At 70.3% G+C, this 23,491-nt stretch carries 25 protein-coding genes and 1 pseudogene; 13 read left to right on the top strand and 13 right to left on the bottom strand.

What is annotated here, in order from left to right; all coding sequences use genetic code 11:
- The first annotated feature begins 132 nt into the window (after window positions 1-132).
- Window positions 133-678 (top strand): type 1 glutamine amidotransferase domain-containing protein, encoded by a 546-nt coding sequence (locus IDM40_RS12620; protein WP_193122160.1) that lies wholly within the window; start codon window positions 133-135, stop codon window positions 676-678.
- Between the two features lie 111 nt (window positions 679-789).
- Here IDM40_RS12620 and IDM40_RS12615 read toward each other — a convergent pair whose 3' ends face one another.
- The 5 genes from IDM40_RS12615 to IDM40_RS12595 form a co-directional block, all read right to left on the bottom strand.
- Window positions 790-1,059, bottom strand: coding sequence for a metal-sensitive transcriptional regulator (locus IDM40_RS12615; protein WP_193122159.1), 270 nt, complete (start codon window positions 1,057-1,059; stop codon window positions 790-792).
- A gap of 123 nt (window positions 1,060-1,182) precedes the next feature.
- Window positions 1,183-1,296, bottom strand: a complete 114-nt coding sequence (locus IDM40_RS12610; RefSeq protein WP_193122158.1) for a methionine/alanine import family NSS transporter small subunit — start codon at window positions 1,294-1,296, stop codon at window positions 1,183-1,185.
- Window positions 1,293-2,846, bottom strand: a complete 1,554-nt coding sequence (locus IDM40_RS12605; protein WP_193122157.1) for a sodium-dependent transporter — start codon at window positions 2,844-2,846, stop codon at window positions 1,293-1,295. Before IDM40_RS12605 ends, IDM40_RS12610 begins: the two co-directional genes overlap by 4 nt.
- A 213-nt stretch (window positions 2,847-3,059) precedes the next feature.
- Window positions 3,060-4,169, bottom strand: coding sequence for a DUF2804 domain-containing protein (locus tag IDM40_RS12600; RefSeq protein WP_193122156.1), 1,110 nt, complete (start codon window positions 4,167-4,169; stop codon window positions 3,060-3,062).
- Window positions 4,170-4,193: 24 nt separating this feature from the next.
- Complete coding sequence (locus IDM40_RS12595; protein ID WP_328807008.1) at window positions 4,194-4,562, bottom strand: hypothetical protein; 369 nt, start codon at window positions 4,560-4,562, stop codon at window positions 4,194-4,196.
- Between the two features lie 66 nt (window positions 4,563-4,628).
- Between IDM40_RS12595 and IDM40_RS12590 the strand changes: the two genes are divergently transcribed.
- The 5 genes from IDM40_RS12590 (at window position 4,629) to IDM40_RS12570 (ending at window position 6,257) form a co-directional block, all read left to right on the top strand.
- Window positions 4,629-5,402, top strand: a complete 774-nt coding sequence (locus IDM40_RS12590; RefSeq protein ID WP_193122155.1) for a Scr1 family TA system antitoxin-like transcriptional regulator — start codon at window positions 4,629-4,631, stop codon at window positions 5,400-5,402.
- Entirely contained in the window at window positions 5,399-5,569 is a 171-nt protein-coding gene (locus IDM40_RS28150) for a DUF397 domain-containing protein (protein WP_193122154.1), read from the top strand. Before IDM40_RS12590 ends, IDM40_RS28150 begins: the two co-directional genes overlap by 4 nt.
- 60 nt (window positions 5,570-5,629) lie before the next feature.
- Window positions 5,630-5,833, top strand: a complete 204-nt coding sequence (locus IDM40_RS12580; RefSeq protein ID WP_193122153.1) for a DUF397 domain-containing protein — start codon at window positions 5,630-5,632, stop codon at window positions 5,831-5,833.
- Window positions 5,834-5,850: 17 nt separating this feature from the next.
- Entirely contained in the window at window positions 5,851-6,009 is a 159-nt protein-coding gene (locus IDM40_RS12575) for a DUF397 domain-containing protein (RefSeq protein WP_193122213.1), read from the top strand.
- A 68-nt stretch (window positions 6,010-6,077) separates the two neighbouring features.
- Window positions 6,078-6,257 (top strand): DUF397 domain-containing protein, encoded by a 180-nt coding sequence (locus tag IDM40_RS12570; protein WP_407939964.1) that lies wholly within the window; start codon window positions 6,078-6,080, stop codon window positions 6,255-6,257.
- 34 nt (window positions 6,258-6,291) lie between these two features.
- Here the strand turns inward: IDM40_RS12570 and IDM40_RS12565 are convergent, their stop codons facing one another.
- A complete protein-coding gene (locus tag IDM40_RS12565) occupies window positions 6,292-7,089 on the bottom strand; it encodes a class I SAM-dependent methyltransferase (RefSeq protein WP_193122152.1) in 798 nt (265 codons plus the stop codon).
- A 125-nt stretch (window positions 7,090-7,214) separates the two neighbouring features.
- Window positions 7,215-10,241 (bottom strand): AfsR/SARP family transcriptional regulator, encoded by a 3,027-nt coding sequence (locus IDM40_RS12560; protein ID WP_193122151.1) that lies wholly within the window; start codon window positions 10,239-10,241, stop codon window positions 7,215-7,217.
- A 265-nt stretch (window positions 10,242-10,506) separates the two neighbouring features.
- Here IDM40_RS12560 and gdhA point away from each other — a divergent pair, with 265 nt between their 5' ends.
- Window positions 10,507-11,874, top strand: coding sequence for an NADP-specific glutamate dehydrogenase (gdhA, locus tag IDM40_RS12555; protein ID WP_193122150.1), 1,368 nt, complete (start codon window positions 10,507-10,509; stop codon window positions 11,872-11,874).
- A 211-nt stretch (window positions 11,875-12,085) separates the two neighbouring features.
- Here the strand turns inward: gdhA and IDM40_RS12550 are convergent, their stop codons facing one another.
- The gene (locus IDM40_RS12550; protein ID WP_193122149.1) at window positions 12,086-12,529 is read right to left on the bottom strand and encodes a pyridoxamine 5'-phosphate oxidase family protein; all 444 of its coding nucleotides are present in this window, start codon (window positions 12,527-12,529) and stop codon (window positions 12,086-12,088) included.
- Between the two features lie 94 nt (window positions 12,530-12,623).
- Between IDM40_RS12550 and IDM40_RS12545 the strand changes: the two genes are divergently transcribed.
- A complete protein-coding gene (locus IDM40_RS12545) occupies window positions 12,624-13,388 on the top strand; it encodes a class I SAM-dependent methyltransferase (RefSeq protein WP_193122148.1) in 765 nt (254 codons plus the stop codon).
- A 271-nt stretch (window positions 13,389-13,659) separates the two neighbouring features.
- On the opposite strand, the gene IDM40_RS12540 is transcribed toward IDM40_RS12545, so the two are convergent.
- Window positions 13,660-14,493 carry a TetR/AcrR family transcriptional regulator gene (locus IDM40_RS12540; RefSeq protein WP_193122147.1) on the bottom strand — a complete coding sequence of 278 codons (834 nt, stop codon included), beginning with the start codon at window positions 14,491-14,493 and terminating at the stop codon, window positions 13,660-13,662.
- A gap of 224 nt (window positions 14,494-14,717) precedes the next feature.
- Here IDM40_RS12540 and IDM40_RS12535 point away from each other — a divergent pair, with 224 nt between their 5' ends.
- The gene (locus tag IDM40_RS12535) at window positions 14,718-17,012 is read left to right on the top strand and encodes an ATP-binding cassette domain-containing protein (protein WP_193122146.1); all 2,295 of its coding nucleotides are present in this window, start codon (window positions 14,718-14,720) and stop codon (window positions 17,010-17,012) included.
- A 191-nt stretch (window positions 17,013-17,203) separates the two neighbouring features.
- Complete coding sequence (locus tag IDM40_RS12530) at window positions 17,204-17,911, top strand: poly-gamma-glutamate hydrolase family protein (protein WP_193122145.1); 708 nt, start codon at window positions 17,204-17,206, stop codon at window positions 17,909-17,911.
- Between the two features lie 107 nt (window positions 17,912-18,018).
- Here the strand turns inward: IDM40_RS12530 and IDM40_RS12525 are convergent, their stop codons facing one another.
- Window positions 18,019-18,717 carry a dihydrofolate reductase family protein gene (locus IDM40_RS12525; RefSeq protein WP_235997542.1) on the bottom strand — a complete coding sequence of 233 codons (699 nt, stop codon included), beginning with the start codon at window positions 18,715-18,717 and terminating at the stop codon, window positions 18,019-18,021.
- 811 nt (window positions 18,718-19,528) lie between these two features.
- Here IDM40_RS12525 and IDM40_RS12520 point away from each other — a divergent pair.
- Window positions 19,529-20,995, top strand: a complete 1,467-nt coding sequence (locus IDM40_RS12520) for a serine/threonine-protein kinase (protein ID WP_193122144.1) — start codon at window positions 19,529-19,531, stop codon at window positions 20,993-20,995.
- Window positions 20,996-21,074: 79 nt separating this feature from the next.
- Here IDM40_RS12520 and IDM40_RS12515 read toward each other — a convergent pair whose 3' ends face one another.
- Complete coding sequence (locus IDM40_RS12515; protein ID WP_216630698.1) at window positions 21,075-21,287, bottom strand: hypothetical protein; 213 nt, start codon at window positions 21,285-21,287, stop codon at window positions 21,075-21,077.
- Window positions 21,284-21,751 (bottom strand): helix-turn-helix domain-containing protein, encoded by a 468-nt coding sequence (locus tag IDM40_RS12510; RefSeq protein ID WP_193122143.1) that lies wholly within the window; start codon window positions 21,749-21,751, stop codon window positions 21,284-21,286. The genes IDM40_RS12515 and IDM40_RS12510 overlap by 4 nt, the downstream gene beginning before the upstream one ends.
- Before the next feature lie 79 nt (window positions 21,752-21,830).
- Here IDM40_RS12510 and IDM40_RS12505 point away from each other — a divergent pair.
- Both IDM40_RS12505 and IDM40_RS12500 read left to right on the top strand, forming a co-directional pair.
- A pseudogene (locus tag IDM40_RS12505) lies at window positions 21,831-22,151 on the top strand (cupin domain-containing protein); the annotation flags it as partial.
- Window positions 22,152-22,257: 106 nt separating this feature from the next.
- Window positions 22,258-22,809 carry a sugar O-acetyltransferase gene (locus IDM40_RS12500; protein WP_193122142.1) on the top strand — a complete coding sequence of 184 codons (552 nt, stop codon included), beginning with the start codon at window positions 22,258-22,260 and terminating at the stop codon, window positions 22,807-22,809.
- On the opposite strand, the gene IDM40_RS12495 is transcribed toward IDM40_RS12500, so the two are convergent.
- Window positions 22,796-23,452: a GNAT family N-acetyltransferase gene (locus IDM40_RS12495; protein ID WP_193122141.1), complete on the bottom strand. Its 657-nt coding sequence runs from the start codon at window positions 23,450-23,452 to the stop codon at window positions 22,796-22,798. The two genes, IDM40_RS12500 and IDM40_RS12495, sit on opposite strands and share 14 nt — an antisense overlap.
- Between the last annotated feature and the right edge of the window lie 39 nt (window positions 23,453-23,491).

Here is a 23,491-nt window from a genome sequence, read left to right as displayed (position 1 = left end):
GGGCCGGTTCCTCCTCGCCCCAGTGGTGGCCGGGCCGGCCGGTGGTGCACCTCACCTGGTGGGGCGTGTGTGAGCCCCGGGGGCCCGGCGGGTAGGGCCGCCAGGGAGAGCACCTCGAGGAAGGAGGCCGTCATGGCCGGGGAACTGAACGGACGCAAGGTCGCGGTCCTGGCAGCGGACGGCGTCGAGAGGATCGAGCTCGTCCAGCCCAGGAAGGCACTGCAGGACGCCGGCGCCGACGTGGAGCTGGTCTCCACGCACGGCGGCCGGATCCAGTCGATGAACGGCGACATCGAACCCGCCGACCGTTTCGACGTGGACCGCGAGGTCTCCGAGGTCGAGGCGGGCGACTACGACGCGTTGGTGGTGCCCGGCGGCACGATCAACCCCGACCAGCTGCGGGTGGACGCCGACGCGGTGCGGTTCGTGCGCGCCTTCGTCGACGGCGGCAAGCCCGTGGCGGCGATCTGCCACGGGCCCTGGATCCTGGTGGAGGCCGACGTGGTGCGCGGACGCACCGTGACCTCCTACCCCAGCATCCGGACCGACATCGCCAACGCCGGCGGCACCGTCGTGGAGGAGAAGGTGGTCACCGACCAGGGCATCACCACCAGCCGCAACCCCGACGACCTGCCCACGTTCTGCGAGCGCATCGTCGCCGAGTTCGCCAAGGCCTAGCGTTCTCGCGTGCAGGACCCGCTGCCCGGGTGCGACCCCTTCCGGGCGGTGGCAGCGGCCCGGCCGGGGCGAGGCTCCGGCCGGGCCCTCGTTTGTGCGGGGGGAGAGGGGTCAGGCCAGGGCGAGGAAGAGCTTTTCCAGCTCCTGCTCGGTCATGGGCGGTTCCTCGCCGTTGGCGCGCGCGGTGGTGCAGTGGCGCATACCGCTGGACACGATCTTGAACCCGGCGCGGTCCAGGGCCCGGGAGACCGCGGCGAGCTGGGTGAGGACCTCCGCGCACTCCTCGCCCTGTTCGATCATGTGGATCACCGCCGAGAGTTGGCCGTGGGCGCGGCGCAGGCGGGTCAGGCCGTCGCCGACCATCTCGGGTTTCATCTCCATGGGGCACTACTCCTCTCCTGGGCGCTCCAACATACCGCCCCCGGTATGCGGGCCGGTGCGTTCACGACGAAGCCGCCCGCGGCCTGGTGGCGCGCGGGCGGCTTGCGGTGACGGTGCTGCGGTTCAGCTCTCGTCGGGCTCTTCGGGGTTGCGGATCAGGTGGGTCACGGCTGCCACCAGTCCGCCCCAGAGCACGACCATGGAGATGACCATCATGACGATCGCGCTGGTGCTCATCGGCTCTCCTCCTCGTCCTGCTCGTTGTCGGCCGTCTCGCCCTGGCGGTCGGAGGCGGCGATGCGGTCGGCCCGCTTCCAGGGGAGCAGGGACATCACGACACCGAAGACGATGGCGCCGATGGCCACGCCCCACCCGGCGACCAGCAGGAAGCTGTCCGGGTAGTCCTCGTAGTTCTGGGTGAGTTCGGTGCGCAGGCTGTCGAACATCATGAAGCCCAGCAGGACCGGGGTGATGATGCCCAGGGCCACCCGCCACCAGGTGCCCAGCCGCACGAGGGAGACCTCGTTGGCGTGGCGCTGGAAGAAGGGCAGGCGGCGCAGCACCCAGGCGAAGACGATGATCATCACCAGGCCGGCCAGAGCGATGCCGTACTGGTTGATGAAGTGGTCGAACGCGTCGAGGATGTACAGGCCCTCGTGGGTGGGGAAGAGCAGGATCGAGGCCAGGGCGGTGGCCCCGCCCACGAGCACGACGGTCTGCACGCGGCCCATTCCGGTGCGGTCCTGCACGGCCGAGATGATCACCTGCACGATGCTGATCAGCGAGGTCACACCGGCGATGGCCAGCGAGACGAAGAAGAGCACGCCGAAGAGCGCCCCGCCCACGGGCAGGCTGGAGATGATCTGCGGGAAGGCCACGAAGGCCAGCCCGATCCCGGATTCGACGACGGTGTCGACGCTGGTGCCGGCGGTGGTGGCCATGAAGCCCAGGGCGGCGAAGACGCCGATGCCGGCCAGCAGCTCGAAGGAGCTGTTGGCGAAGCCCGCGGTGATCGCGGTGCCGGTCAGGTCGGCCTTGCGCTTGAGGTAGGAGGCGTAGGTGACCATGATGCCGAAGCCGATGGACAGGGAGAAGAAGATCTGTCCGTAGGCGGCGATCCAGACCCCGCCGTCGAGCATGGCGCCCCAGTCGGGGGTGAACAGGGCGTTGAGGCCCTCGGCGGCGCCGTCGAGGGTCAGGGCCTGCACGACCAGGATCAGGAACAGCACGACCAGCAGCGGGATGAAGACCTTGTTGGCCTTCTCGATGCCGTTGCGCACGCCCAGGGCCAACACGACCAGGACGACCAGCCACACACCGATCAGGGGCCAGGCCACACCGGAGACGTAGCCGGAGACCATGCCGGGGGTGTCGGAGACCTCGAGGAAGTCGTTGTTGAAGAAACCGTCGGGGTCATCGCCCCACTGCTGTCCGACCGAGAACCAGGTGTAGCGCACCGCCCAGGCCACGATGACGGCGTAGTAGACGGCCACGACGAAGCAGACGCCCACCTGCCACCAGCCCAGGGCCTCGGCCGGGCGCGCTACGCGGCGGTAGGACAGCGGCGCCGAGGAGCGGTAGCGGTGCCCGATGGTGTATTCGAGGATCAGCAGGGGGATACCTGCGCTCAGCAGGGCGATGAGGTAGGGCAGCAGGAAGGCGCCGCCCCCGTTGTCATAGGCGATGTAGGGGAATCGCCAGATGTTTCCCAGTCCGACGGCCGAGCCGATGGCGGCCATCAGGAAGCCCGCGCGCGTTCCCCACTGCTCGCGGCTCTGTTGGACCATGTTCAGGTCTCCTAAATCATCCCGTAGTTCGCGATCCGCACGCTAGCAGGAGTTGGCCTGTTGAGCACGGTCGCGACTGGGGGGTGAGCACGACGTCGTGTGGGCGCGAGCCTTTGATGATGGTACGTCCAGATCCTTGTGCCCTGACAAGAGGGACAAGTTTCGCTTTGGTTGCATGTGTAGCGCACCTGTCGCCCGGGCGCGGCCGCCGTCTCACCAGCGCATGTGCACGTCCTCGGCGAACCCGGGCAGAGCGTGCACCGCGATCGTCCGGCCGTCGTCGGTGCGCACAGTTCCGTCGTAGTGGCCGAAGCACTGGGTGGTGTCGTTGACCAGGATCCCGGCGTCGGTGGTCTCGGAGCGCTCGTGGAAGGGCGTAAAGGTCAACTCGACCCGGTCCGATCCGGGCACGTGCAGCCGCCAGGGTTCCATCGGGTGGGCGAGGTCGTAGTCCCAGTCGAGCTCCTCGCCGATCTTGTGCAGGCGCCCGTCCACGCACAGGGCGTTCTCGGTCAGGCCGGTGCCGCGGGTCCAGGTTCCGCCGAACTGCAGGCCCAGGACACGGCCGTCGGTGCGGCCGGCGGCGGCGCCCCAGTTCCAGCGGGTGTCGTAGGGCCAGCGTCCGCGGCCGTGGTCGAGCACGCCCCAGGCGTCGGTGAAGGCGATGTCGTTGCCGGCCAGGCGCACGGTGCCGCGGGCGGGGCGGGCGGTGTGCTTGGAGGTGTACTGGAAGCGGGTGGGGCTCCAGGGGATGACCACGTTCATGGTCTCGTGGCCCGGGGGCAGGTCCACGGTCAGGTCGGCGCTGAGCGGGCCGCGCTCGGTAATGCAGGAAAAGCGCAACCGGGTGCCGTGGGCGGTGTCGCGGATGCGCGCGCGGATGGGGCCCAGGGAGGCGGCCGGACCCGAGCCCAGGGACGGGGGAAGGTGGACCCCGTGGGCGAGGGGTCGCAGGGCAGTGCGGGTGAGTTCGCGGGGCGGGCGGGCTCCGGGGCTGTCGCCGTGGGCGCCGTGGACGCCTTCGGCGTTCCGGGACCCTCGGTCGCCCCGGTCGCCCGGGTCGCCGTGTTCGAGGAAGTGGACACTGGCCAGGCCCAGGTAGTCGATGTCGGCCAGGGTCAGCGCGATGGAGTGGGTGGGCGTGCTGACCAGCCAGTACTCCCAGCGCTTGTTGCGACCCCACCCGGATCCGGCCAGGTGTGATCCGGTCAGGTGCGTGCGGTGCAGCGGGGTACGTGACCAGCCGACCGCGTCGGGGTTGAGGTGCCCGTCGGGGGTGCACAGGTCCACGGGGGCGGTGATCTCGTGTTCGTGTGTGGGCATGGGCGAAGCCTAGGAGCCGGACGGCTAGATGTGCTCGGCACGGCCCGGGTGGTCCGGGAATTCGGGACACCCGGGGTAGCCGGCGAATTCGTCGCACACGTCCTCGACCAGCCGGGGCAGCTGGCCGCGGGGCACACTGCGAACCGAACGCCCGTCCCGCGACCAGTAGGTCCAGTGGGAACCGTTCTTCAGGCCGATCCGCATGTTCCCGAGGTAGGTGGGACCGACGAGCGCGCAGTCGAGGTCGGCCCCGTGGGTCCACTCGAAACGGTGCCACTCGATGGTGAAGTCGAGCCCTCGGAGGTCACGGAAGGCTCGGCGGGCGTCGGCGAAGGCGTTGAGGCTGTTGCGGGTGATCATGCGTCCAGCGTCGAAGCCTGACTGCTGTTTCACCAGGTAGATGACTCTATCTCTGGAGACAATGGCTGAACCTGAAACAGGTCGCCTAGTTTATGAAACATGCAGGAACAAGAATTCGGACAATTCCTCGCAAAAGAACGAAAACGATCCGGGCGTACGCTGAGAAAGCTCGCGAGCCTGGCCGGATATTCAGCTTCCACCTTATCCAGGTGGGAAAACAGCCATTCGATGCCAGCGCGGACAGATGTTCAGAAACTGGACGATTCGCTCAATCTCAACGGAAGGCTGACACGCAGGTGGGAGGCCCTGACCTCTCCGCCCGAGCTTCCCCCGTGGATGCTCGACGCTGGGAGACTGGAAGAGGCCGCCTCTCAGGTCACCTACATCTCGCCGTCGTTGGTTCCCGGACTGCTCCAGAGCCCGTCATACTCGACCCTGATCTTCCAGGAAGGCCAACCCTCCTGGACTCAGGAGGAGATATCCCGGGTAGCGGGTCTGCGATGTAAGCGGTACGAACTCCTGCGGGAGCGCAACTCTCCACAGATCACGGCCGTGTTTCCTGCTGTGGGCGTGAGCATGGTTCCACCCCGAGTACGCAATGAGCAGTCCGCGCACCTCTTACACCTCATGGGCGAAGGCGTGAGGGTTCACCTGATAGCTCCACCTCGTCTCTTGATGGGGGTGACTTCGCCACTGCTACTCGCGAGGTTGCGGGACGGACACCGCGCTGCCTCCAGTGATCACCAGAACGGTAACGTCGTCTTCGGCGCGAGTTGTGGCTTGGAGCGACTCTTCCACATCGAACGACTCGCCCTGGCCGATGCCCTCCCGCTCGAAGAATCCCAACGGTTGTTGAAGGAGATGACTACGTGACTGAAACTGGGTGGCACAAGAGCTCGTACAGCAACACCGGCTCACAATGCGTGGAGGTCCGCGAAACAAGCGACGGCGCGCACGTGCGCGACACCGTCAACCGGGACGCGGGCCACCTGACCTTCCCCGCCGCCGAATGGACCGCCCTTCTCCGGGGCATCCACTAAGAGACACGCCCCCGCCTCCGCAGGCCCCCGACTGCGGAGGCTCCACCCCAGGGAGACCTCATGGCCGACACCTCGCTACACGTGTGGCACACGTCCAGCTACTCGCAGAACGGCGGCCAGTGCGTGGAGGTGCGTGAGGGCCCTGCAGGCACCGATGTGCGGGACAGCCAACACCGGGAAGCAACCACACTGACCTTCCCCACCACCGAGTGGAGCGCCCTTCTCCGGGGATCCCACAGGCCGGGCCCAGAAGCGACTCTGTGAACGAGACCCGACACAACATGTGGCACACCAGCTCACACAGCAACGATGGTGGACATTGTGTCGAAATCCGTGAAGCGTCGAACGGCGCGGATGTGCGGGACACCGTGAACCGAGATGTGGGCCACCTGACCTTTCCAAGGAGGGAGTGGACCGCCCTTCTCCGGAGCATTCACTGACGCCCCCTGGTAGTCCTTCTTGATGTAGCCCGGACCTCCAGGCATTTCCAGCCCTCCATGGAGACCCTGTGAACGAGACCCCGTTGCGCGCATGGCACAAGAGCTCGTACAGCAACACGGGTGGCCAGTGCGTGGAGGTCCGCGAAACAAGCGACGGCGCGCACGTGCGCGACACCGTCAACCGCGACGCGGGCCACCTGACCTTCCCAACCAGAGAGTGGACCGCCCTGCTCCGGGGAATCCGGTAGCCCGTATCCGGTCTCGGGCCCGAAAACGCGGGTCTCAGGCGGGCTTCTGCCCGCGCACCCCAACGAAGGGGAAGAACCCCACGCGCAGGCGGGCATCCTCCAAGAGCTCGTGCACGCGCTCGATCTCCTCGGGCGGGGTGCCCATCGCGCGCAGAGGCGGCGTGAGTTGCTGCAGGTAGATCCCCAGCAGCCGGCAGACCGGTGAACCACCGCGGGCGGTGCGGCGGTACTCCATCGTCTCGATCCCTCCCAGCCCCTCCTCGGCCATGGCCGCTTCGAGCTCACCGGCCCAGGTGTAGTCCTGTCCGGCCGGGATGGCGATGCGTTCGAAGTTGGTCCGCAGGATGCGCTGGTAGAGCTCGGCGTCGGCGTCGGAGGGCGCCTCCAGGGGGACGAACGGCAGGAGGGTGAACTCGCCCAGCACCAACCACCCTCCGGGCGCCAGCGCCTCGGTCAGCTCGGCCAACAGCTCCCTGCGGTTGCGCAGGTGCAGCAGGAGCAGGCGGGCATGGATCAGGTCGAAGGGCCCGCCCAGCGCCTCCGCGCCCAGACCCTCGGTGAGGTCGTGGCGGTGCACCCGCACCTCGGAGGGCACGTCCAGGTGGGTGGTGTCCAGGTCCAGGGCGTGCACCTGGCCCCCAAGCCCGGACCGCTGGGCCATCCACCGGGCCATGGACCCGTTGCCCGAGCCCAGGTCGAGGCATCGGTCGCCCTCCTTGGGCCCGACCTGCCCGGTGAAGGCGCGGCTGTGCTCGTCCAGTAACACCGACAGGTGGTCGAGTTGGCCCTTGCCCAGATCGCTGCCGGAGTCGTGGATGTAGGTGCTGGTCATCGTCGCCCCTTCGCGGTGGACCGGACCGGTGGGTCCACCGGCCGTTTCCATCCTCCGCAGGCGTCCTTGCACAGGCCTTTCACCGACCCGGCGATGCCATATGGCCGCCGGCCCGCGGCCCCGGCTCAGCCCCGCCGCATGCGCAGGCGCAGCTCGGTGTCCAGGGGCACCCCGATGCGCCCGAAGAGGGTGGCGGCCTCGTCCCAGTGCTCGCGCGCGTCGGTGTCCTGGCCCAACAAAGCGTGCGCCTCGCCGATCCCGCGGTGGGCGTTGGCCTCGCAGTAGCGGATGCTGCACCCCTGCGCGGCCGAGAGCGCAGCCCGGTGCTGGGCCAGCCCCTCGCGCGCCGAACCGTCCATGCGCAACAGGGTCCCCAGGGTGTTGCGGGCGCTGGGTTCGATGAGGCGCTCGTTGGAGCCCAACGCCACGGCCAGGCACTCCTCGGCGGTGGCGAAGGCCTGTTCGCGCATGCCCAGCGCCCAGTAGGCCAGCGCGAGCGGGTGCACCCAGGCCTGCACGAACCGGTTCCCGCGTTCGCGCGCCATGGTCCGCGCGAGCTCGAAGTGGGCCCGGGCCCGTTCGGGGCGTGCGAGGCCGATGTGCACGTATCCGGTGATGGCCTCGGTGTCCACGCGCGAGGCCTCCTCCTGACGGACCAGAGCGCGGGCGCGCGTGAGGTGGTCCAGGGCGCGGGCGTCGCGGCGCAGCAGGTGCAGGAAGAACCCGAGGTAGGCGTGTGCGCCGACCTGGATCTCGTGTCCGGCCTCGCCCAGGTCGTCGGCGCGGCGGCGGGCCCGGTGCAGGTGCACGGCGGCCTGGCGGTACTGGGCCTGGAACAGGTTCATCACCGCGAGCTGGATCAGTTGCAGGAGCTGTTCGCGGTCCAGGTCGGTGTCGAGCAGGCAGGTGTGGGCGTCCTGCATGTGTTCGGTGGCCGCCTCGATCCGGCCCAGCCGGCGGTGCACCGAGCCCAGGCACCGGTGCGCTGTGGCGGTCTCGGCGGCGTCCTGGAGGGCTCGGGCGGCCGACAGCGCGCTGGTGTGCACGGCCAGGGCATGGTCGTGGTGTCCGCCCAGGCTCAGGTGGCGGCGCAGCGCGCAGGCCAGGTCCACGGCGGTGCGTTCGTTTCCGGTGCGGGCGGCGTGCTGGGTGATGTGCACCAGGTCGGCGCGGTTGGCCTCGAGCCAGCGGGCGGCGGTGGCGGCGTCGGGCAGGGGCGGGACGCTGCCGGGTCGGTCCTCGGCGGGCGCGTGACCGGAGGCGTCCTCGCAGCGCTGCTCGGCGCGGGTGGTGAGGGCGGGCCCGTGGGCGGCCTCGGTGGCGGCGGTGACGGTGGCCAGGCAGTGCCGGTACAGGCGCTGGGCGGCGGCGTGGCGTTCGTCGTCGCTGTCGTGGTCCTGGGACAGGTCCAGGGCGTAGGCGCGCAGCAGGTCGTGCATGCGGTAGCGGCCGGGGGTGTGTTCCTCCAGCAGGTGGGCGCGCAGCAGGGTGCGCACGTGCCCGCGCATGCGGGCGGGTTCGGCGCCGGTCAGGGCGGCGGCGGTGTGCAGGTCCAGGTCGTGGCCGGGGTGGGCGGCCAGCAGGCGCAGGGCGCGGGCGGCCTCCGGCGGCAGTTGGCGGTAGGACCAGGACAGCACGGTGCGCACGGAGGTGGCCTCGTCGCCGTCGGCGTCCAGGACCTGCAGGGCGTGCTGTCCCTGGGCGAGCTCTTCGGTCAGGTCGGCGATGGGCTGGCCGGGGCTGGTGTTGACCAGTTCGGCGGCCACGCGCAGGGCCAGGGGCAGGTGGGCGCAGCGCTCGGCGAGTTCGGCGGCGGCGCCGGGTTCGTCGTGGGTGCGCGCGCCCACCAGGGTGTGCAGCAGGTCCAGGGAGCGCTCGGGGGTCAGGCGTTCCAGGTCCTGGCGGTGGGCGCCCTCGCGTGCGACCAGGGCGGGCAGGGTGTTGCGGCTGGTGATGAGGGTGCGTGCGGTGGTGGTGCCGGGCAGCAGGGGGCGCACCTGTTCGGCGGAGCGGGCGTTGTCCAGCAGCACGAGCAGGCGGCGTCCGGCGATCAGGCTGCGGAAGCGGGCGGCGCGTTCGTCCAGGCCCGTGGGCACCGAGGCCCCCTCCACGCCCAGGGCGCGCAGGAACGCGGCCAGGGCCTCCTCGGGTGGCAGGGGCGGGTGGGGGCCGTGTCCGCGCAGGTCGATGTAGAGCTGGCCGTCGGGGAAGTGGGTGCGGGCGCGGTGGGCCCAGTGCACGGCCAGGGTGGTCTTGCCGACGCCGCCGGTGCCGGTGAGCAGGTGGGGGCCGCTGGTGTCGGGGCGCAGCAGGGTGTCCAGTGTGGCCAGTTCGTGCTCGCGTCCGGTGAAGCCGTGGGCCTGGTGGGGCAGTTGTGCCGGGGGCCTGGGGGAGGGGGCAGGTGCGGCCAGGTCGGCGGGGCGCCCGGCCAGGACGCACTGTTCGATGCGGCGCAGCTCGGGGCCGGGGTCCTGTCCCAGTTCCTCGCGCAGGTGGCGGCGGGCGCGGTGGTAGACCGACAGGGCGCGGCCGGGTTGGCCGGCGCGGTGGTGGGCGACCATGAGCAGGGCGTGCAGGTGTTCGTCCAGGGGGTGGCGGCGCACCTGTTCGGCGAGTTCGCCCAGGACGGCGCCGTGTCGGCCGCGGGCCAGTTCGGCGGTGAACAGTTCCTGCAGGGCGACCTGGTGGCGCTCTTCGAGGCGGTGGGCGGTGTCGACCAGGTGGGGCACGTCCAGGCCCTCGAAGGGCGGGCCTTCCCACAGGTCCAGGGCCTTGCGGATGAGTTCGGCGGCCCGGTCGGGGTCGTGGGGGCCCAGGGCGGTGCCTTCCTCCAGGAGCGTCTCGAAGCGTTCGGCGTCGATCTCTCCGGGGTGGACGGTGAGCCGGTAGCCGCCGGGTTCGGAGTCCAGGCGCTCGGGCCGGGGCAGCAGGCGGCGCAGGCGGTGGACGTGCAGGTGCAGGCGGGCGGTGGTGCCTTCGGTGCTGTGGCCGCCCCACATGGCGTCGATCAGCACGTGGGCGGGGACCACGGCGTTGGCCCGGCACAGGAGCACCCCGAGCAGCACCCGTTGCAGGTGTCCGCCCACGGTTGCTTCGTGTGCCTGGTCTCGCACCCGCAGGGGGCCGAAGATCTGGAACTCCATCTGGTCCATCCCACCCGGTTCCGATTATGGCAGAAGAGTGCCGGTGATCCCCTGGGAACGGCTGATGCGTTCACCGGGGGTGCAGGGTGAGACGTGCCCGCGCCGCAGGAGGTTTCGCAGTTCCCCCCGGGCGCAGGGAAGGTGCCGCGCATAGAGGTGTAGCGTCGGGGCAAACTTCCCGAAACACACCCGACACACATGTGTGTTTCGGGTCGGCCACAACGGCGTGGTGCACAGCAGCGAGAACAGCCACATGAAAGGACCTGGTACCTCCATGGCCAGTGAGTCCGACCTGCGCAATCACCACCCCGGTGTGCGTTCGGCCTACGAGCACGTAGTGCGGCGCAACCCCGATGAGCCCGAGTTCCAGCAGGCGGTGCTGGAGGTGCTCGACAGCCTCTCCCCGGCTCTGGAGCGCCACCCCGAGTACGCCGACCAGCGGGTGCTGGAGCGCCTGTGCGAGCCCGAGCGCCAGATCATCTTCCGGGTGCCCTGGCGCGACGACGACGGCAACGTGCACATCAACCGCGGTTTCCGCGTGGAGTTCAACAGCGCCCTGGGCCCGTACAAGGGGGGCCTGCGCTTCCACCCGAGCGTGAACCTGGGCGTCATCAAGTTCCTCGGCTTCGAGCAGATCTTCAAGAACGCCCTGACCGGGATGAACATCGGCGGTGCCAAGGGCGGCAGCGACTTCGACCCCAAGGGGCGTTCCCCGGGCGAGATCGAGCGTTTCTGCCAGTCGTTCATGACCGAGCTGCACCGGCACCTGGGTGAGCACACCGACGTGCCGGCTGGCGACATCGGCGTGGGCACCCGCGAGATCGGTTACATGTTCGGCCAGTACCGGCGCCTGGCCAACCGGTGGGAGGCCGGGGTGCTGACCGGCAAGGGCCTGGAGTGGGGCGGCTCCCGGGTGCGCACCGAGGCCACCGGGTACGGCACGGTGCTGTTCACCCAGCGCATGCTCGAGCGCAACGGCAAGGACCTGGACGGGCGGCGCGTGGTCGTCTCGGGTGCGGGCAACGTGGCCCTGTACTCGATCCAGCGCGCCCAGCAGCTGGGCGCCACGGTGGTGGCCTGCTCCGACTCCAGCGGGTACGTGGTCGACGACAAGGGCCTGGACCTGGAACTGCTCAAGCAGGTCAAGGAGGTCGAGCGCAAGCGCATCGACGTCTACGCCGAGCGGCGCGGCCAGAGCGCGCAGTTCGTCGAGGGCGGCAACGTGTGGGACGTGCCCTGCGACGTGGCGCTGCCCTCGGCCACCCAGAACGAGCTGGACGAGCGCTCGGCCCGCACCCTGGTCGAGAACGGGGTCATCGCCGTGGCCGAGGGGGCGAACATGCCCACCACGCCCGAGGCGGTCGCGGTGCTGCGCGAGGCCGGTGTGCTGTTCGGACCGGGCAAGGCCGCCAACGCCGGCGGTGTGGCCACCAGCGTGCTGGAGATGCGCCAGAACGCGCGGCGCACGTCGTGGTCCTTCGACCACGCCGAGTCGGAGCTGGCCGAGACCATGGCCGGCATCCACGACCGGTGCGAGGAGGCGGCCGAGCGTTACGGCGCCCCGGGCAACTACGTCCTGGGCGCGAACGTGGCCGGTTTCGAGCGGGTCGGTGACGCCATGCTGGCCCAGGGCCTGATCTGACCGATCGTGTGTGCGGGCGGGGCGCTCAAGAGCCGGGGCGCCCCGCCCTCGGTGCGTACGCAGCATGGCGAGGAACCCATGGCTGCACGTGAGGGGCGCGCGAGGCCATGCACGTGCGGGGTGAGGAGCTCTTCGCCTTGCAGGTCGGCACACTCCGTGCCTGGGCAGTGGAGCAGGACCTGCCGCCCGGCGCGCGCCTGACGCAGGCGCGTCAGGGCCGGGTCTTGGACAGGTCGCGGACCACGGTGCGGTGGGGCACGAACCTGACCAGGCGGGCGTCGGCGGCGAAGTCGGTGAAGTCGGCGGGCCAGGTCGCCTCGTCCTGGCCCAGATAGCGGCGGAGCTTGCGCCGGGCCAGGTCGGCGTCGAAGGCCACGACCTCGGCCCGCCCGTGCATGAGGACCTGGAGGAACTCCAGGGACTGCAGGTCGCAGGTGTCCACGACCACGCTCACACGCGGATCGGCCGCCACGTGCTTGCTCACCACCGAGTAGGAACCGGTGATCCACCACAGCGCGCCCTCCTCCCACAGGAACCACACCGGCCGCACCGTGGGCGCGCCGTCGGAGGCGGTGGTGGCCACCCGGGCCACCAGGGGGCGCGCCAGGAAGGCTTCGGCGTCGAAGGGCTGCTCTGCGCTGTCGGGGAGTGCCATGTCCTCGAGCCTGGCGCGGTCCGGGGCACCGGGCAAGGGTACGGAGGCGCAAAAACCGCGTGACAGGGGGCGGGCGCCGCACCACGATGGTGCGATGGTCGATGCGCACTACAGCAACCCGGACCTGGCCGCGCTCTACGACGTCTTCAACGCCTGGAACTGCTCACCCCAGGACCCCTTCTACCTCGACCTGGTCATGGCCGCGGGCGAGGCCCTGGATGTGGGGTGCGGAACCGGGAAACTGCACCGGGTCGCGCGCGAGCAGGGGCACCGCGGACGCCTGGTGGGCCTGGACCCTGCCGACGCCATGCTCGAGGTGGGCCGCACCGAGCGCGCCGACATCGAATGGACGCTCGGCGACCTGGTGCAGGGCCCCTACGACGGACAGGCGGGCGGGCCCTTCGAAGCCGAGTTCGACCTGGTCACGATGTCCGGCCACGCTTTCCAGGTCTTCCTCACCGATGAGCAGACCGCCGCCAACCTGGCCGGGGCGCGGCGCGCGCTGCGTCCCGGGGCCCTGCTGGCGTTCGAGACCCGAAACCCGGCCGCACGCGCCTGGCAGCGGTGGACCCCCGAGCACGAGCGCCGGGTGCAGGCCCCTGACGGGCGTCAGGCGTGGTCGGCGCACACCCTGGAACGCGTCGAAGGGGACCTGGTCACCTTCTCCACCGCCTACGGCATCCAGGGCTGGGCCGAGCCGGGGCACAGCCGCAGCACGCTGCGCTTTCCGGAGGCTCAGGCGGTGAACGCGCTGCTGTCCGGGGCCGGATTCGAGGTGCAGGCCCAGTACGGCTTCTGGGACCGCACCCCGCTCACCGAGACTTCACCGGAGATCATCACGCTGGCCCGGGCGGTGTGAGCACGGGCCCCGGGCGTGGCCGGTCCCCTCGCGCCGGAACGGTGGTTGCACGGCCCGGGCATACTGGGCACACACGGGCCCCGGCGCCGAACGAGGGGAGCGCAGGTGTTCTTCTTCTACAACTCGCGGATGGGCTGCGCGGGCTCACTGCTGACCTCGATCGCCCTGACCGCGCTGCTGTTGCTCGCGCTGCGCGCGTGCGGGTGGGTCTGACCCCTGACCGGCCCGCGTGGGCGGGGCCCGGCCGACGTGGCCGGGCCCGCACCTGTTTTCAGGCCTTTGAGGGCAGGCGAGCGGCGATGCCCTCCAGCAGGGCCGTGAGCCCGAACTGCAGGGTCTCCCACGCCTCCTGCTCCAGGTAGGGCTCGCTCTCGTTGTCGTTGTTGAAGGCGCCCTCGGTGGCCATCGCGGTCAGGGTGGGAAAGCGCTCGCCGAAATCGGGGGAGACCCGCTCCAGTTCGGCCGAACGCTCATACCACCAGTCGTCCTCGGGTACCCCGGTGGCCTGCGCGGAGCCGCGCGCTTCCGCGGCGGTGGAGGCGACCCCGCGCACCAGGTAGTACAGGCTGCCGTGGGCGGCGCTGGTCTCCTTGGCCGAGAGCCCGGCCCCGCGCAGCACGGCGGCCAGGGACTCGAAGAGCGCGTACTCGTTGGGCCCCAGCACCGGGCGGGCGTGGGAGACGGCCAGCAGCCAGGGGTGATCCAGGTAGGTGCGCCACAGGCGCGTGGCCCAGGCGGTGGTGGCCGCGCGCCAGTCCCCGGGCTCGGCGCCGGCCTGGGCGGCCAGGTCGGCGGGGGAGGCCTCGGTGGCGATCGAGGCGTAGGCGTGGTCGTACATGAGCTCGACGAGCTCGTTCTTGCTGGCCACATAGGTGTACAGGGACATGGCGGTGCGTCCCAGGCGCTCGCCCACCGCGCGCATGGACAGCGCCTGCAGGCCCTGGGCGTCGGCGATGTCGATGGCGGTGCGCACGACCACGTCGACGGTGAGTTCGCTCTTGGGCCCCGGAGCGGTGCGCTCCTGGCCCTGGTCGGACTGGTCGTGGGTGCGCCACAGCAGGGCCATGGTGCGGCGGGGGTCCCCCTGGCCGGCGTAGACGACCATGATGGTCTCCTTATGCGATAAACGGCTGTGCGTCGATGGTCACTTTATCTCATAAGGAAGGGCGGGGGCCAAGGGGTGGGATCGACCTCGCCCCCGGAGGGAGTTCGCGTAGTGCCAGCTCACTGCGGGTGTTTGGACGCCGTGGTCGTGTGGGTCCGGCCGACCCCGCTTGCATCCCCTTATTCCATAAAGTAATGTTGGTCGGCCGCCACCCCGCCACATGAATGAACCAGCAGGAGGCCTCGCACGTGCAGCCCATCGACGCCGCAGCCGACACCCACGACACCATCGAGGTCAGGGGAGCTCGGGAGAACAACCTCGACGACATCAGCGTGGACGTGCCCAAACGCCGCCTGACCGTCTTCACCGGCGTGTCCGGCTCGGGCAAGTCCTCCCTGGTCTTCGGCACCATCGCCGCCGAGTCCCAGCGCCTGATCAACGAGACCTACACGACCTTCGTGCAGTCGTTCATGCCCACCCCCGACCGCCCCGACGTGGACACCCTGCGCAACCTGAGCGCGGCCATCGTCGTGGACCAGGAACGCATGGGCACCAACTCCCGCTCCACCGTGGGCACCGCCACCGACGCCGCCGCGATGCTGCGCATGGTCTTCAGCCGCGCCGGCTCACCCCGCGTGGAACCCTCCAGCGCCTTCAGCTTCAACAACTCCGAGGGCATGTGCGGCGAGTGCGAGGGGTTGGGGCGCACCAACACCATGGACACCGCCGAGCTCGTCGACACCGGCCTGTCCCTCAACGAGGGAGCCATCACCGTGCCCGGTTACGCGGTCGGCAACTGGTACTGGCAGGTCTTCGTCGGCTCCGGGCTGCTGGATGCGGACAAGAAACTGAGCGAGTACACCGAGGCCGAGTGGCACACGCTGATGTACCAGCCCACCACCAAGGTCAAGGTCGATCGCAACACCTTCACCTACGAGGGCCTGGTGCCCAAGATCGAGCGCACCTACCTGGTCAAGGACCGGGCGAAGATGCAGACGGCCGTGCGCGCCTTCGTCGACCGCGCCGTGGTCTTCTCGCGCTGCCCGGCGTGCGAGGGCAGCCGCCTGAACGAACGCGCCCGCTCGGTGCGCGTGCAGGGGCGCTCCATCGCCGAGTGCTCCTCCCTGCAGATCGACGACCTGGCCGAGTTCGTGCGCACCGTCGACGAGCCCTCCGTCAAGCCGATGGTCGACGCGCTGGCCCACACCCTGGACTCACTCGTGCAGGTGGGGCTCGGCTACCTCAGCCTGGACCGCGAGTCCAGCACGCTCTCGGGCGGTGAGGCCCAGCGCGTGAAGATGGTGCGCCACCTGGGCTCGAGCCTGAGCGATGTCACCTACGTCTTCGACGAACCCACCGTCGGGCTGCACCCGCACGACATCGAGCGCATGAACCGCCTGCTGCTGGAGCTGCGCGACAAGGGCAACACCGTCCTGGTGGTCGAGCACAAACCCGAGACCATCGCCATCGCCGACCACGTCATCGACCTGGGCCCGGGCGCGGGCCCGGCCGGGGGCACCGTCACCTACACCGGCGACGTCGCCGGCCTGCGCGCTCGCGACACCCCCACCGGGCGCCACCTGGATCACCGGGTGCGCCTGAAGGACCGGGTGCGCCGGCCCACCGGGCACCTGCCCATCCGCGGCGCGAACAGCCACAACCTGCAGGGCGTGGACGTGGACGTGCCCCTGGGCGTGCTCACCGCCGTGACGGGTGTGGCCGGTTCGGGCAAGAGCTCGCTCATCCACGGGGCCCTGCCCGGGCGCGAGGGTGTGGTGGTCGTGGACCAGTCCGCGATCAAGGGCTCGCGGCGTTCCAACCCGGCCACCTACACCGGGCTGCTGGACCCCATCCGTACCGCCTTCGCCAAGGCCAACGGGGTCAAGGCCTCGCTGTTCAGCGCCAACTCCGAGGGCGCTTGCGAGCAGTGCAAGGGCGCCGGCCTCATCTACACCGACCTGGCGATGATGGCGGGGGTGGCCACCACCTGCGAGAAGTGCCGGGGCAAGCGGTTCCGCCCCGAGGTGCTGGCCCACACCCTGCGCGGAAAGGACATCAGCGAGATCCTGGCGATGTCGGTGGTCGAGGCGCGGGAGTTCTTCCCCACCGGTCGGGCGCGCACGATCCTGGACCGCCTCAACGACGTGGGGCTTGCCTACCTGAGCCTGGGGCAGCCGCTGACCACGCTCTCGGGCGGGGAGCGCCAGCGCCTGAAGCTGGCGATCAGCATGGCCCGTGAGGGGGCCGTCTATGTGTTGGACGAGCCGACCACGGGCCTGCACCTGGCCGACGTGGACCGGCTGCTGGCGCTGCTGGACCGCCTGGTTTCCGACGGCAACACGGTGGTGGTCATCGAGCACCACCAGGCGGTCATGGCCCACGCCGACCACGTCATCGACCTGGGGCCGGGGGCCGGCCACGACGGGGGCCGGGTGGTCTTCGAGGGCAGCCCCGCCGAGCTCGTCGAGCAGGGCCAAACCCTGACCGCCCGCCACCTGCGCACCTACCTGGGGCGGTGAGGCGCAGCCGGGGCCAGGGCGAGGGTGGCGCGGGTCGGGTCTGTGTTCGGGGTGCGCAGGCGGGTCGGCTGCCCGCGCGATGGAGGGGCGCCCCCGCGTCGAAAGGACGGCGACGGCGGGCGAGGAGGCCCGTCCGGGCGGACCGCGCGGCGTAGCATGCCCGCGACGGTACCCCGAACGGAGGGACACACATGGGTTCCAGGACCGCTACCGTGGCCGCCGCGGCCCTACTCGCCATCCCCCTGGCACCGGCGGCACCGGCTGCCGCATCGGCAGGATCGTCCGCATCAGCCGCATCGGCCGCGGCGGAGGACACCTACGCCGATTACGCCGAGCTGGCCGCCAACGAGGTCGAGGGCACCGACTACCAGCGCATCACACGCGCCGGCGGGACCGACGTCGCCCACATCGCCATCCACGGGGGCCTCATCGAACACCCCACCAGCGAGCTGGCCGACCACGCCGCCCGGTCCGGTGGCCACGCCTACGCCTCGTTCGAGGGCATCAAGGCCAGCGGCAACAGCGTCCTGCACATCACCGCCACCAATTTCGACGAGCCCATGACCGTCGACATCGTCGAGGACTCCGACTACACCATCGCCTGGCACGGGGCCGCGGGCGATGAGGCCCTGACCTACGTGGGCGGGCTGGACACCGACCTGCGTGATGCCGTGCGCGAAGAACTGCGCGCGGCCGACTTCACCGCCCCCGAGGAGGTCCCCGACGGACTCAAGGGCGAGAGCCCCGACAACATCACCAACCGCAACGCCCGCGATGAGGGCGTCCAGCTGGAGATCACCCGCGCCCAGCGCGATGCGTTCCTCACGGAGGACGGTGCCCCGACCAGCACCTTCTACGACTTCACCGCCGCCGTCGAGGAGGCCGTGGCCCAGCGCTGACCTGCTAAGACCGCGTGTGTGGCGGGCCCCGGGTGCGGATGCGCGCCCGGGGCCCTGTCTGCGTCCGAGCCTTCTCGGGCCCCGGCCCGCCGGGGGAGAGGGGCGGTTCAGGCCCCGCGGTCGGGTGCGTCCATGTCTCCGGTCTCCGGCTCGCCCTCGACGAGCCCGTAGCGCAGGTGCACCGCGCCCTTGGGCCCGGCGGCCGGCGGTTGCAGGAGTTCGAGGTTGGCGGGCACGGCGCCCCCGTCGAAGACCTTCTTCCCGGTGCCGAGCACGATCGGGTACACCCACAGGTCAAGGCGGTCGAAGAGCTTCTCGCGCAGCAGGCTCTGCACCAGGTTCAGGCTCCCGACGACCTTGACCCGGTTGTGGCGCTCACGGACCTGGCGCACCGCTGCGGCCAGGTCCGGGCCCAGTTGTGTGGAGTGGTCCCAGGTCAGGTCGGGTTCTCCCCGGGAGGCCACGTACTTGGGGATGCTGTTGAAGAGCGCGGCGATCTCGTTGTCCTCCTCGCCCTGGTAGTGGGGCCAGTAGGCGGCGAAGATGTCGTAGGTGCGCCGCCCGAGCAGCAGGGCGTCGGTGCCCTCGTAGGCCGCCTCGATCTGGGCCCCGGCGACCTCGTCCAGCAGGGGTGCCTGCCAGCCCCCGAAGGCGAAATCCACCGGGTCCTCATCGGGGCCGCCGGGTGCTTGTGCGACCAGGTCCAGGGTGGCGAACAGTTCGATGTCGATCAGGCCCATGGGGTGCTCCCGGTGGATCGGTGTGTGCTGTTGCAGGGGTGGACCCGTGAACACCGGCAGACTCATCGCCGCGAGCAGAACGGGGTGCGTTCCCGGAGCCGGCATCGAATACATTCACGGCAAGGAAGAATGAATCGGGCGATAGGTGACGCCTCTATTGAATGTGGATGACTCGACCAGGTGCGCGGAGAAAATCCGACTCCGGCGCCGGCACGGATCCGGGGACACCGCCTTCCTGCACAGGCCAGAAAAGTGGCACCGTGCACTTTACTCTCGCTGCTTCGATCGCAAGGGGGTCGGAACCGGTGTTTCGGGCGCCCCGGCTCAGCTGCCCTGTGCAGGCGATTGCGCTCACCTGCTCCGAAGAGCTGGACATCGAGAAGTCGCACGGCCTGGCGGGGGATCGGCCACAGCCACCACAGTCCACCCGAGTCGCCCCACAAGGAGGCGAACGCGACCCCGGCCGCCCCGCTCACGCAGCGATGGGTCGCCGACCAACGGGACACCGCAAGGCATTCAACCGAAAAGCGACCATGAGCCCAAGGGGTGATTTTTTCAGCAAATGTGGATGACCCGACCTGACCTGCGGGGTTTCTCCAGGAAAACGGCTCCGAACTGCTGTTCGGGCCGCTAATGTGGACCGCGACAAGAAAAAGCCCCGGCCGGTGCGTCAACACCGGTCCGGGGTTTGGCCGAGTCCTGTGGCCACAGGTTCCTCGGCGTGCCACCTCCTGAACCCACCAGGAAGGCGACTGCCACCTCCCTGAACCCACCAGGAAGGCGACTCGTGGAGTCTACACTTTCCCTCCCCCGCCCGGTATCCGAAACCGGGATTTCGGCCGGATCTTTCACCGCATGCCGGCGCCCCTTGGGTGTCATGTCCGGGATCGGTTTCGTTCCCACCATGTGGGTCTGCGACCAGCTCTCCGCAGGCCTGTTCCCTTCGTTCAAGGCCTACCTCGTGGCGCTGGTCATCGCCAAGGCCGCCGATGCCGACGGGCGCTGGTGCTTCTTGCGCCAGCAGTCGATGATCGAGCGCTGCTCAGGCTTCCTCTCGCTCAGCAGCATCAAACGCGGCCTGAGCGAGCTCTTGGAGGCGGGCATCGTGCGCGCGCTCGACCCGCAGCCCGCCCGTGACTTCTTCGCCGAGGATCTGCGCCTGGGCCGGCGCAGGGCCGACAACCTGCCCGCGGTGTTGGAGCTGTGCATCCCCGCCCGCGAGTACAGCCCCCACGCCCTTGCCCAGATCAACCGGGTGCGCCAGGACCTGGGGGAAGAACCCCTCGACGAGACCACCCGCCCGCCGCTGACCCCAGCCCGGCTCGAGCCGCGGCCATCGGCACCCGCCCCGTCGGTGGTGCCCCGCCCCCGAGACCCGGAGTCGACCCCGACCCCGCAAAACGGGACACAGCAGTCAGATGTGCCCGAGCCGGCCACGGCAGCTCACTGTGAACCCCACGAGGGGTCACAGCGAACTACAGACCTCTCTTCCAATAACCTCTCTTCAACGGGGGCGGGCGCATGCGTGCGTGGGACCTCCAGTACAGGGCGCGGACCGATCGATCTCATCGCACGCATCCCCAACGCCGCGCTCACCAACCCCCACACCGACCGCCAGTCCCTGGCCGGGGCCGTTCACGATCTGGCCGCAGCGGGCTTGCCCACCGAGCAGATCAGCGCCCTGCTGGGCGGGGCCGATCGCCTGAAGCGGGCCTTCCCCGGGCTCATGAGCCGCATGTCCTCGCTCGCACGCGCCCAACGCTTCCTGGCAGGGCGCCTGGGCCGGGGCGTGCACGGGCCCCTGTGGCCGGCCCCGCCCACCTGGCCCGCCGCGCAGTGGCCCCCGGACACCTTCACTGACGAGCCCGGATTCAGCGTGGATGCCCAGGGCCGGGCCGCACGCACCTGTCCCGACCACCCGGGGGTACGCAACGAACCCGGAGGATCCTGCCGCGTGTGCTCGCGGCCCTGCCGCAGCGCCCCGGGACAGGACCCGCCCATGAGCCCGCCCCCGGTGCCTGCTCCACGGCCCGGGACCTGGGCCGCCGACCCGGACCCGAAGGACCCATCATCCCCGTCCGAGGCGGGCCCCGACCTCGAAGCCGAACCCGGGCTCGAGGCCGCCTGCCCCGACCCGGCCCTGGCACAACAGATCCAGCAATCCCTGCAGCAGGCGGGAAAGGCGAGCACACAACCACCAACGGAACCCGCGCCACCGCCCCACCCGCCCCAGCGCCGGGACCTGCTGCAATCCCTGCGCCAACAGCTGAGCCAGGCCGGGCCCGAACCCCGCACGCCCCGCGGCTCGACCCGCACCAAGGGACGGGCCGAGGCGGTGCCCTGAGCCGATGCACACCGCATCGGCCAGTACATGCCCAGGGGGCTCCACCAGCCCGGGAACGGCGCTCATGTTCAGGGCGTGCTCAGCGCAGGTGTCGTCGTACGTCGGCGGCGAACCGGGGAACACCGGTCCGCTCCAGCAGGGCAAGGACCCCGGGAACGGTCCTCGGTTCGCGGCGGTAGGAGGCGGCCTGCTTCTCGAGAACGCCGAGCGTCAGCCCCGGATACAGGTCGAGTTGGTCCAGGAGGAAGTCGTCCGCGTGCGAGCGGGAAAAGCCACGGCCTACCGATCTCACCTGGTGGTATCTGGGGTGTCGGTCATCTCGTACAGACCCATGCCCTCGGCCTCGACCGCCATCTGGTCCAGGACCTGCTCTCGCTCCTGCCGGGTGCATTCCTGGTATTCCAGGACGTCGCGGAGCAGGATCCGGCGATGGCGGCCCCGCATGCTGAAGGGGATCTCGCCCTCACGCAGGAGTCTGACCAGGGTGGGGCGGGAGATGCTGAGCAGGTCTGCTGCCTCCTGGGTGGTCAGCATGGTGTTGTGCGGTGCGATGGAGATCGCCAACCCCTGGGAGAGCGCCGCCACGACATCGCACAGGACCCCGTAGAGCTCCTCGGGGACCTCGATACCCGAGTCGTCCGGACCGATGAGCCGCGCGCGGCACGGGCGGTCCCCGGCCAAGCCCCGCGCGAGTTCGGCCAGCTCGGTGAGGTCGTCGGGAGGAAGGACCGTTCGTTCGCGCAGTGTCGGTGCCATGCCGCCATCGTGCCCATTCGAAAAAAACGAAATCCAGCGTGCCCGGCCGGGCCCAAGCGGACCCGGCCGGGGGATCCTCACCCGCCACCAGGAGGCCGCCACGCTCGAACTCGACCACGGCGTGCGCTACCGGCGCCTGACCCCGGGCCCGGTTCCGGGGATGAACTACTTCGAGTCCGTCTACCCGCCCGGCGCCTACTCCAGCCAGAACGCCGAGTACGTGCGCCACCGCGGCCACGAGATCGGCAACGTGGTCAGCGGGGTCCTGACCGTGGACGTGGGCTTCGACAGCTACGAACTCCACCCCGGCGACTCCATCACCTACCCCTCCACCACCCCGCACCGCATCTCCAACCAGGGCCGCGACGATGCCGTGGCAATCTGGCTGAACCTGGACTGAACCCCGCCCCGACCGCCCCCGGGGCGCGATGGGGGCGAAGCCCCGCGCGTGCGGCGGGTCCGGACGCTAACGTCGGGAACCCCAGCACCGACGAAGGGATGTGCCCATGGCCGGCCAGAAAGCACGCATGCTCGCCGGAGAGCCCTACAAGGCCGAGGACCCCGAACTCCAGGCCGACCTGGAAAGGGCCGAGAAGCTCGCCCGCGCCTTCAACGACACCCCCGTGGACACCGCCGCACGCCTGCAGGCCCTGCGCGAGCTCCTGGGCTCGGTGGGCGAGGACGCCTACGTGCGCCCGCCGCTGGCCGTCGACTACGGCTACCGCATCACCCTGGGCGCGCACACCTTCGTCAACTGCGGCGCCGTCATGCTGGACGTGGCCCCCATCACCGTGGGCGAGTACGTGCAGATGGGCCCCAACGTCCAACTGCTCACCCCCACCCACCCGCTGGATGCCACCGAGCGCAAGGAGGGGTGGGAGAGCGCCGAGCCCATCACCATCGGCGACAACGTGTGGCTGGGCGGCGGCGTCATCGTCTGCCCCGGGGTCAGCATCGGCGAGAACACCGTCGTGGGCGCCGGCTCGGTCGTGACCAAGGACCTGCCCGCCAACGTGGTGGCCGTGGGCAACCCCGCCCGGGTGGTCAAGGAGCTGTGAGCGCCCCTTCGGGCAACAGCGCCGGGGTCACCTCGCACACCACCGACCACCCCAGCGCGGTGTAGAGCGCGCGCCCGTCCTCGGTGGCCACCAGCACCCCCGTGTGGGCGCCCTGGCCTGCACTGATACGGCCCAGGGCGCCCATCAGGGCCCGCCCCAGACCCCGGCGCCGGTGCTCGGGGTCGGTCACGACCCGGTCGAAGACGGCGTGGCCTGCGTGCAGGGCCGCCCACGCCTCGGCGGCCACGCGCCCGTCGGGGGCCAGGGCCAACGCCCGGTGGGTGGCCCCTTGCGACTGCACCTGGATGCGGTAGGGCTCGGGCGCAGGATCGCAGCCCGCGGACAGGTCGGCGCTCATGAGGACTTCGCCCTCACCCACTCGCCAGCGCGGACCCAGCACCGCCTCGGTCTCGGGCCCGGACAGGAACGCCTTGACCACCGTTCCGGGCCCGGTCCAGGCCGGTGCGTGCGAGGCCAGGTCCCGCCCGCACGCGACCACGTAACGCACACGGTGCTGGGGCAGCCCCACCTCCAGGCGGTGGGCCCTGCCCAGGGCCGTGGGGGGTGCGACGCCGCGGGACAGGGCCCACCCGTGGGCCCACACCCCGGCCAGGTGCGTGATGTGTTCGCTGCAGGCCTGCATCCCTCCAGCATGTCAGCCCCCGAACGTGGCCCGGTCCCC

Origin of the sequence: Nocardiopsis coralli, from assembly GCF_014892575.1 — a bacterium.
Lineage (GTDB): Bacteria > Actinomycetota > Actinomycetes > Streptosporangiales > Streptosporangiaceae > Nocardiopsis > Nocardiopsis coralli.
The sequence above is the reverse complement of the archived record's forward strand: the minus strand, read 5'-3'. Positions and strand labels throughout refer to the sequence as shown.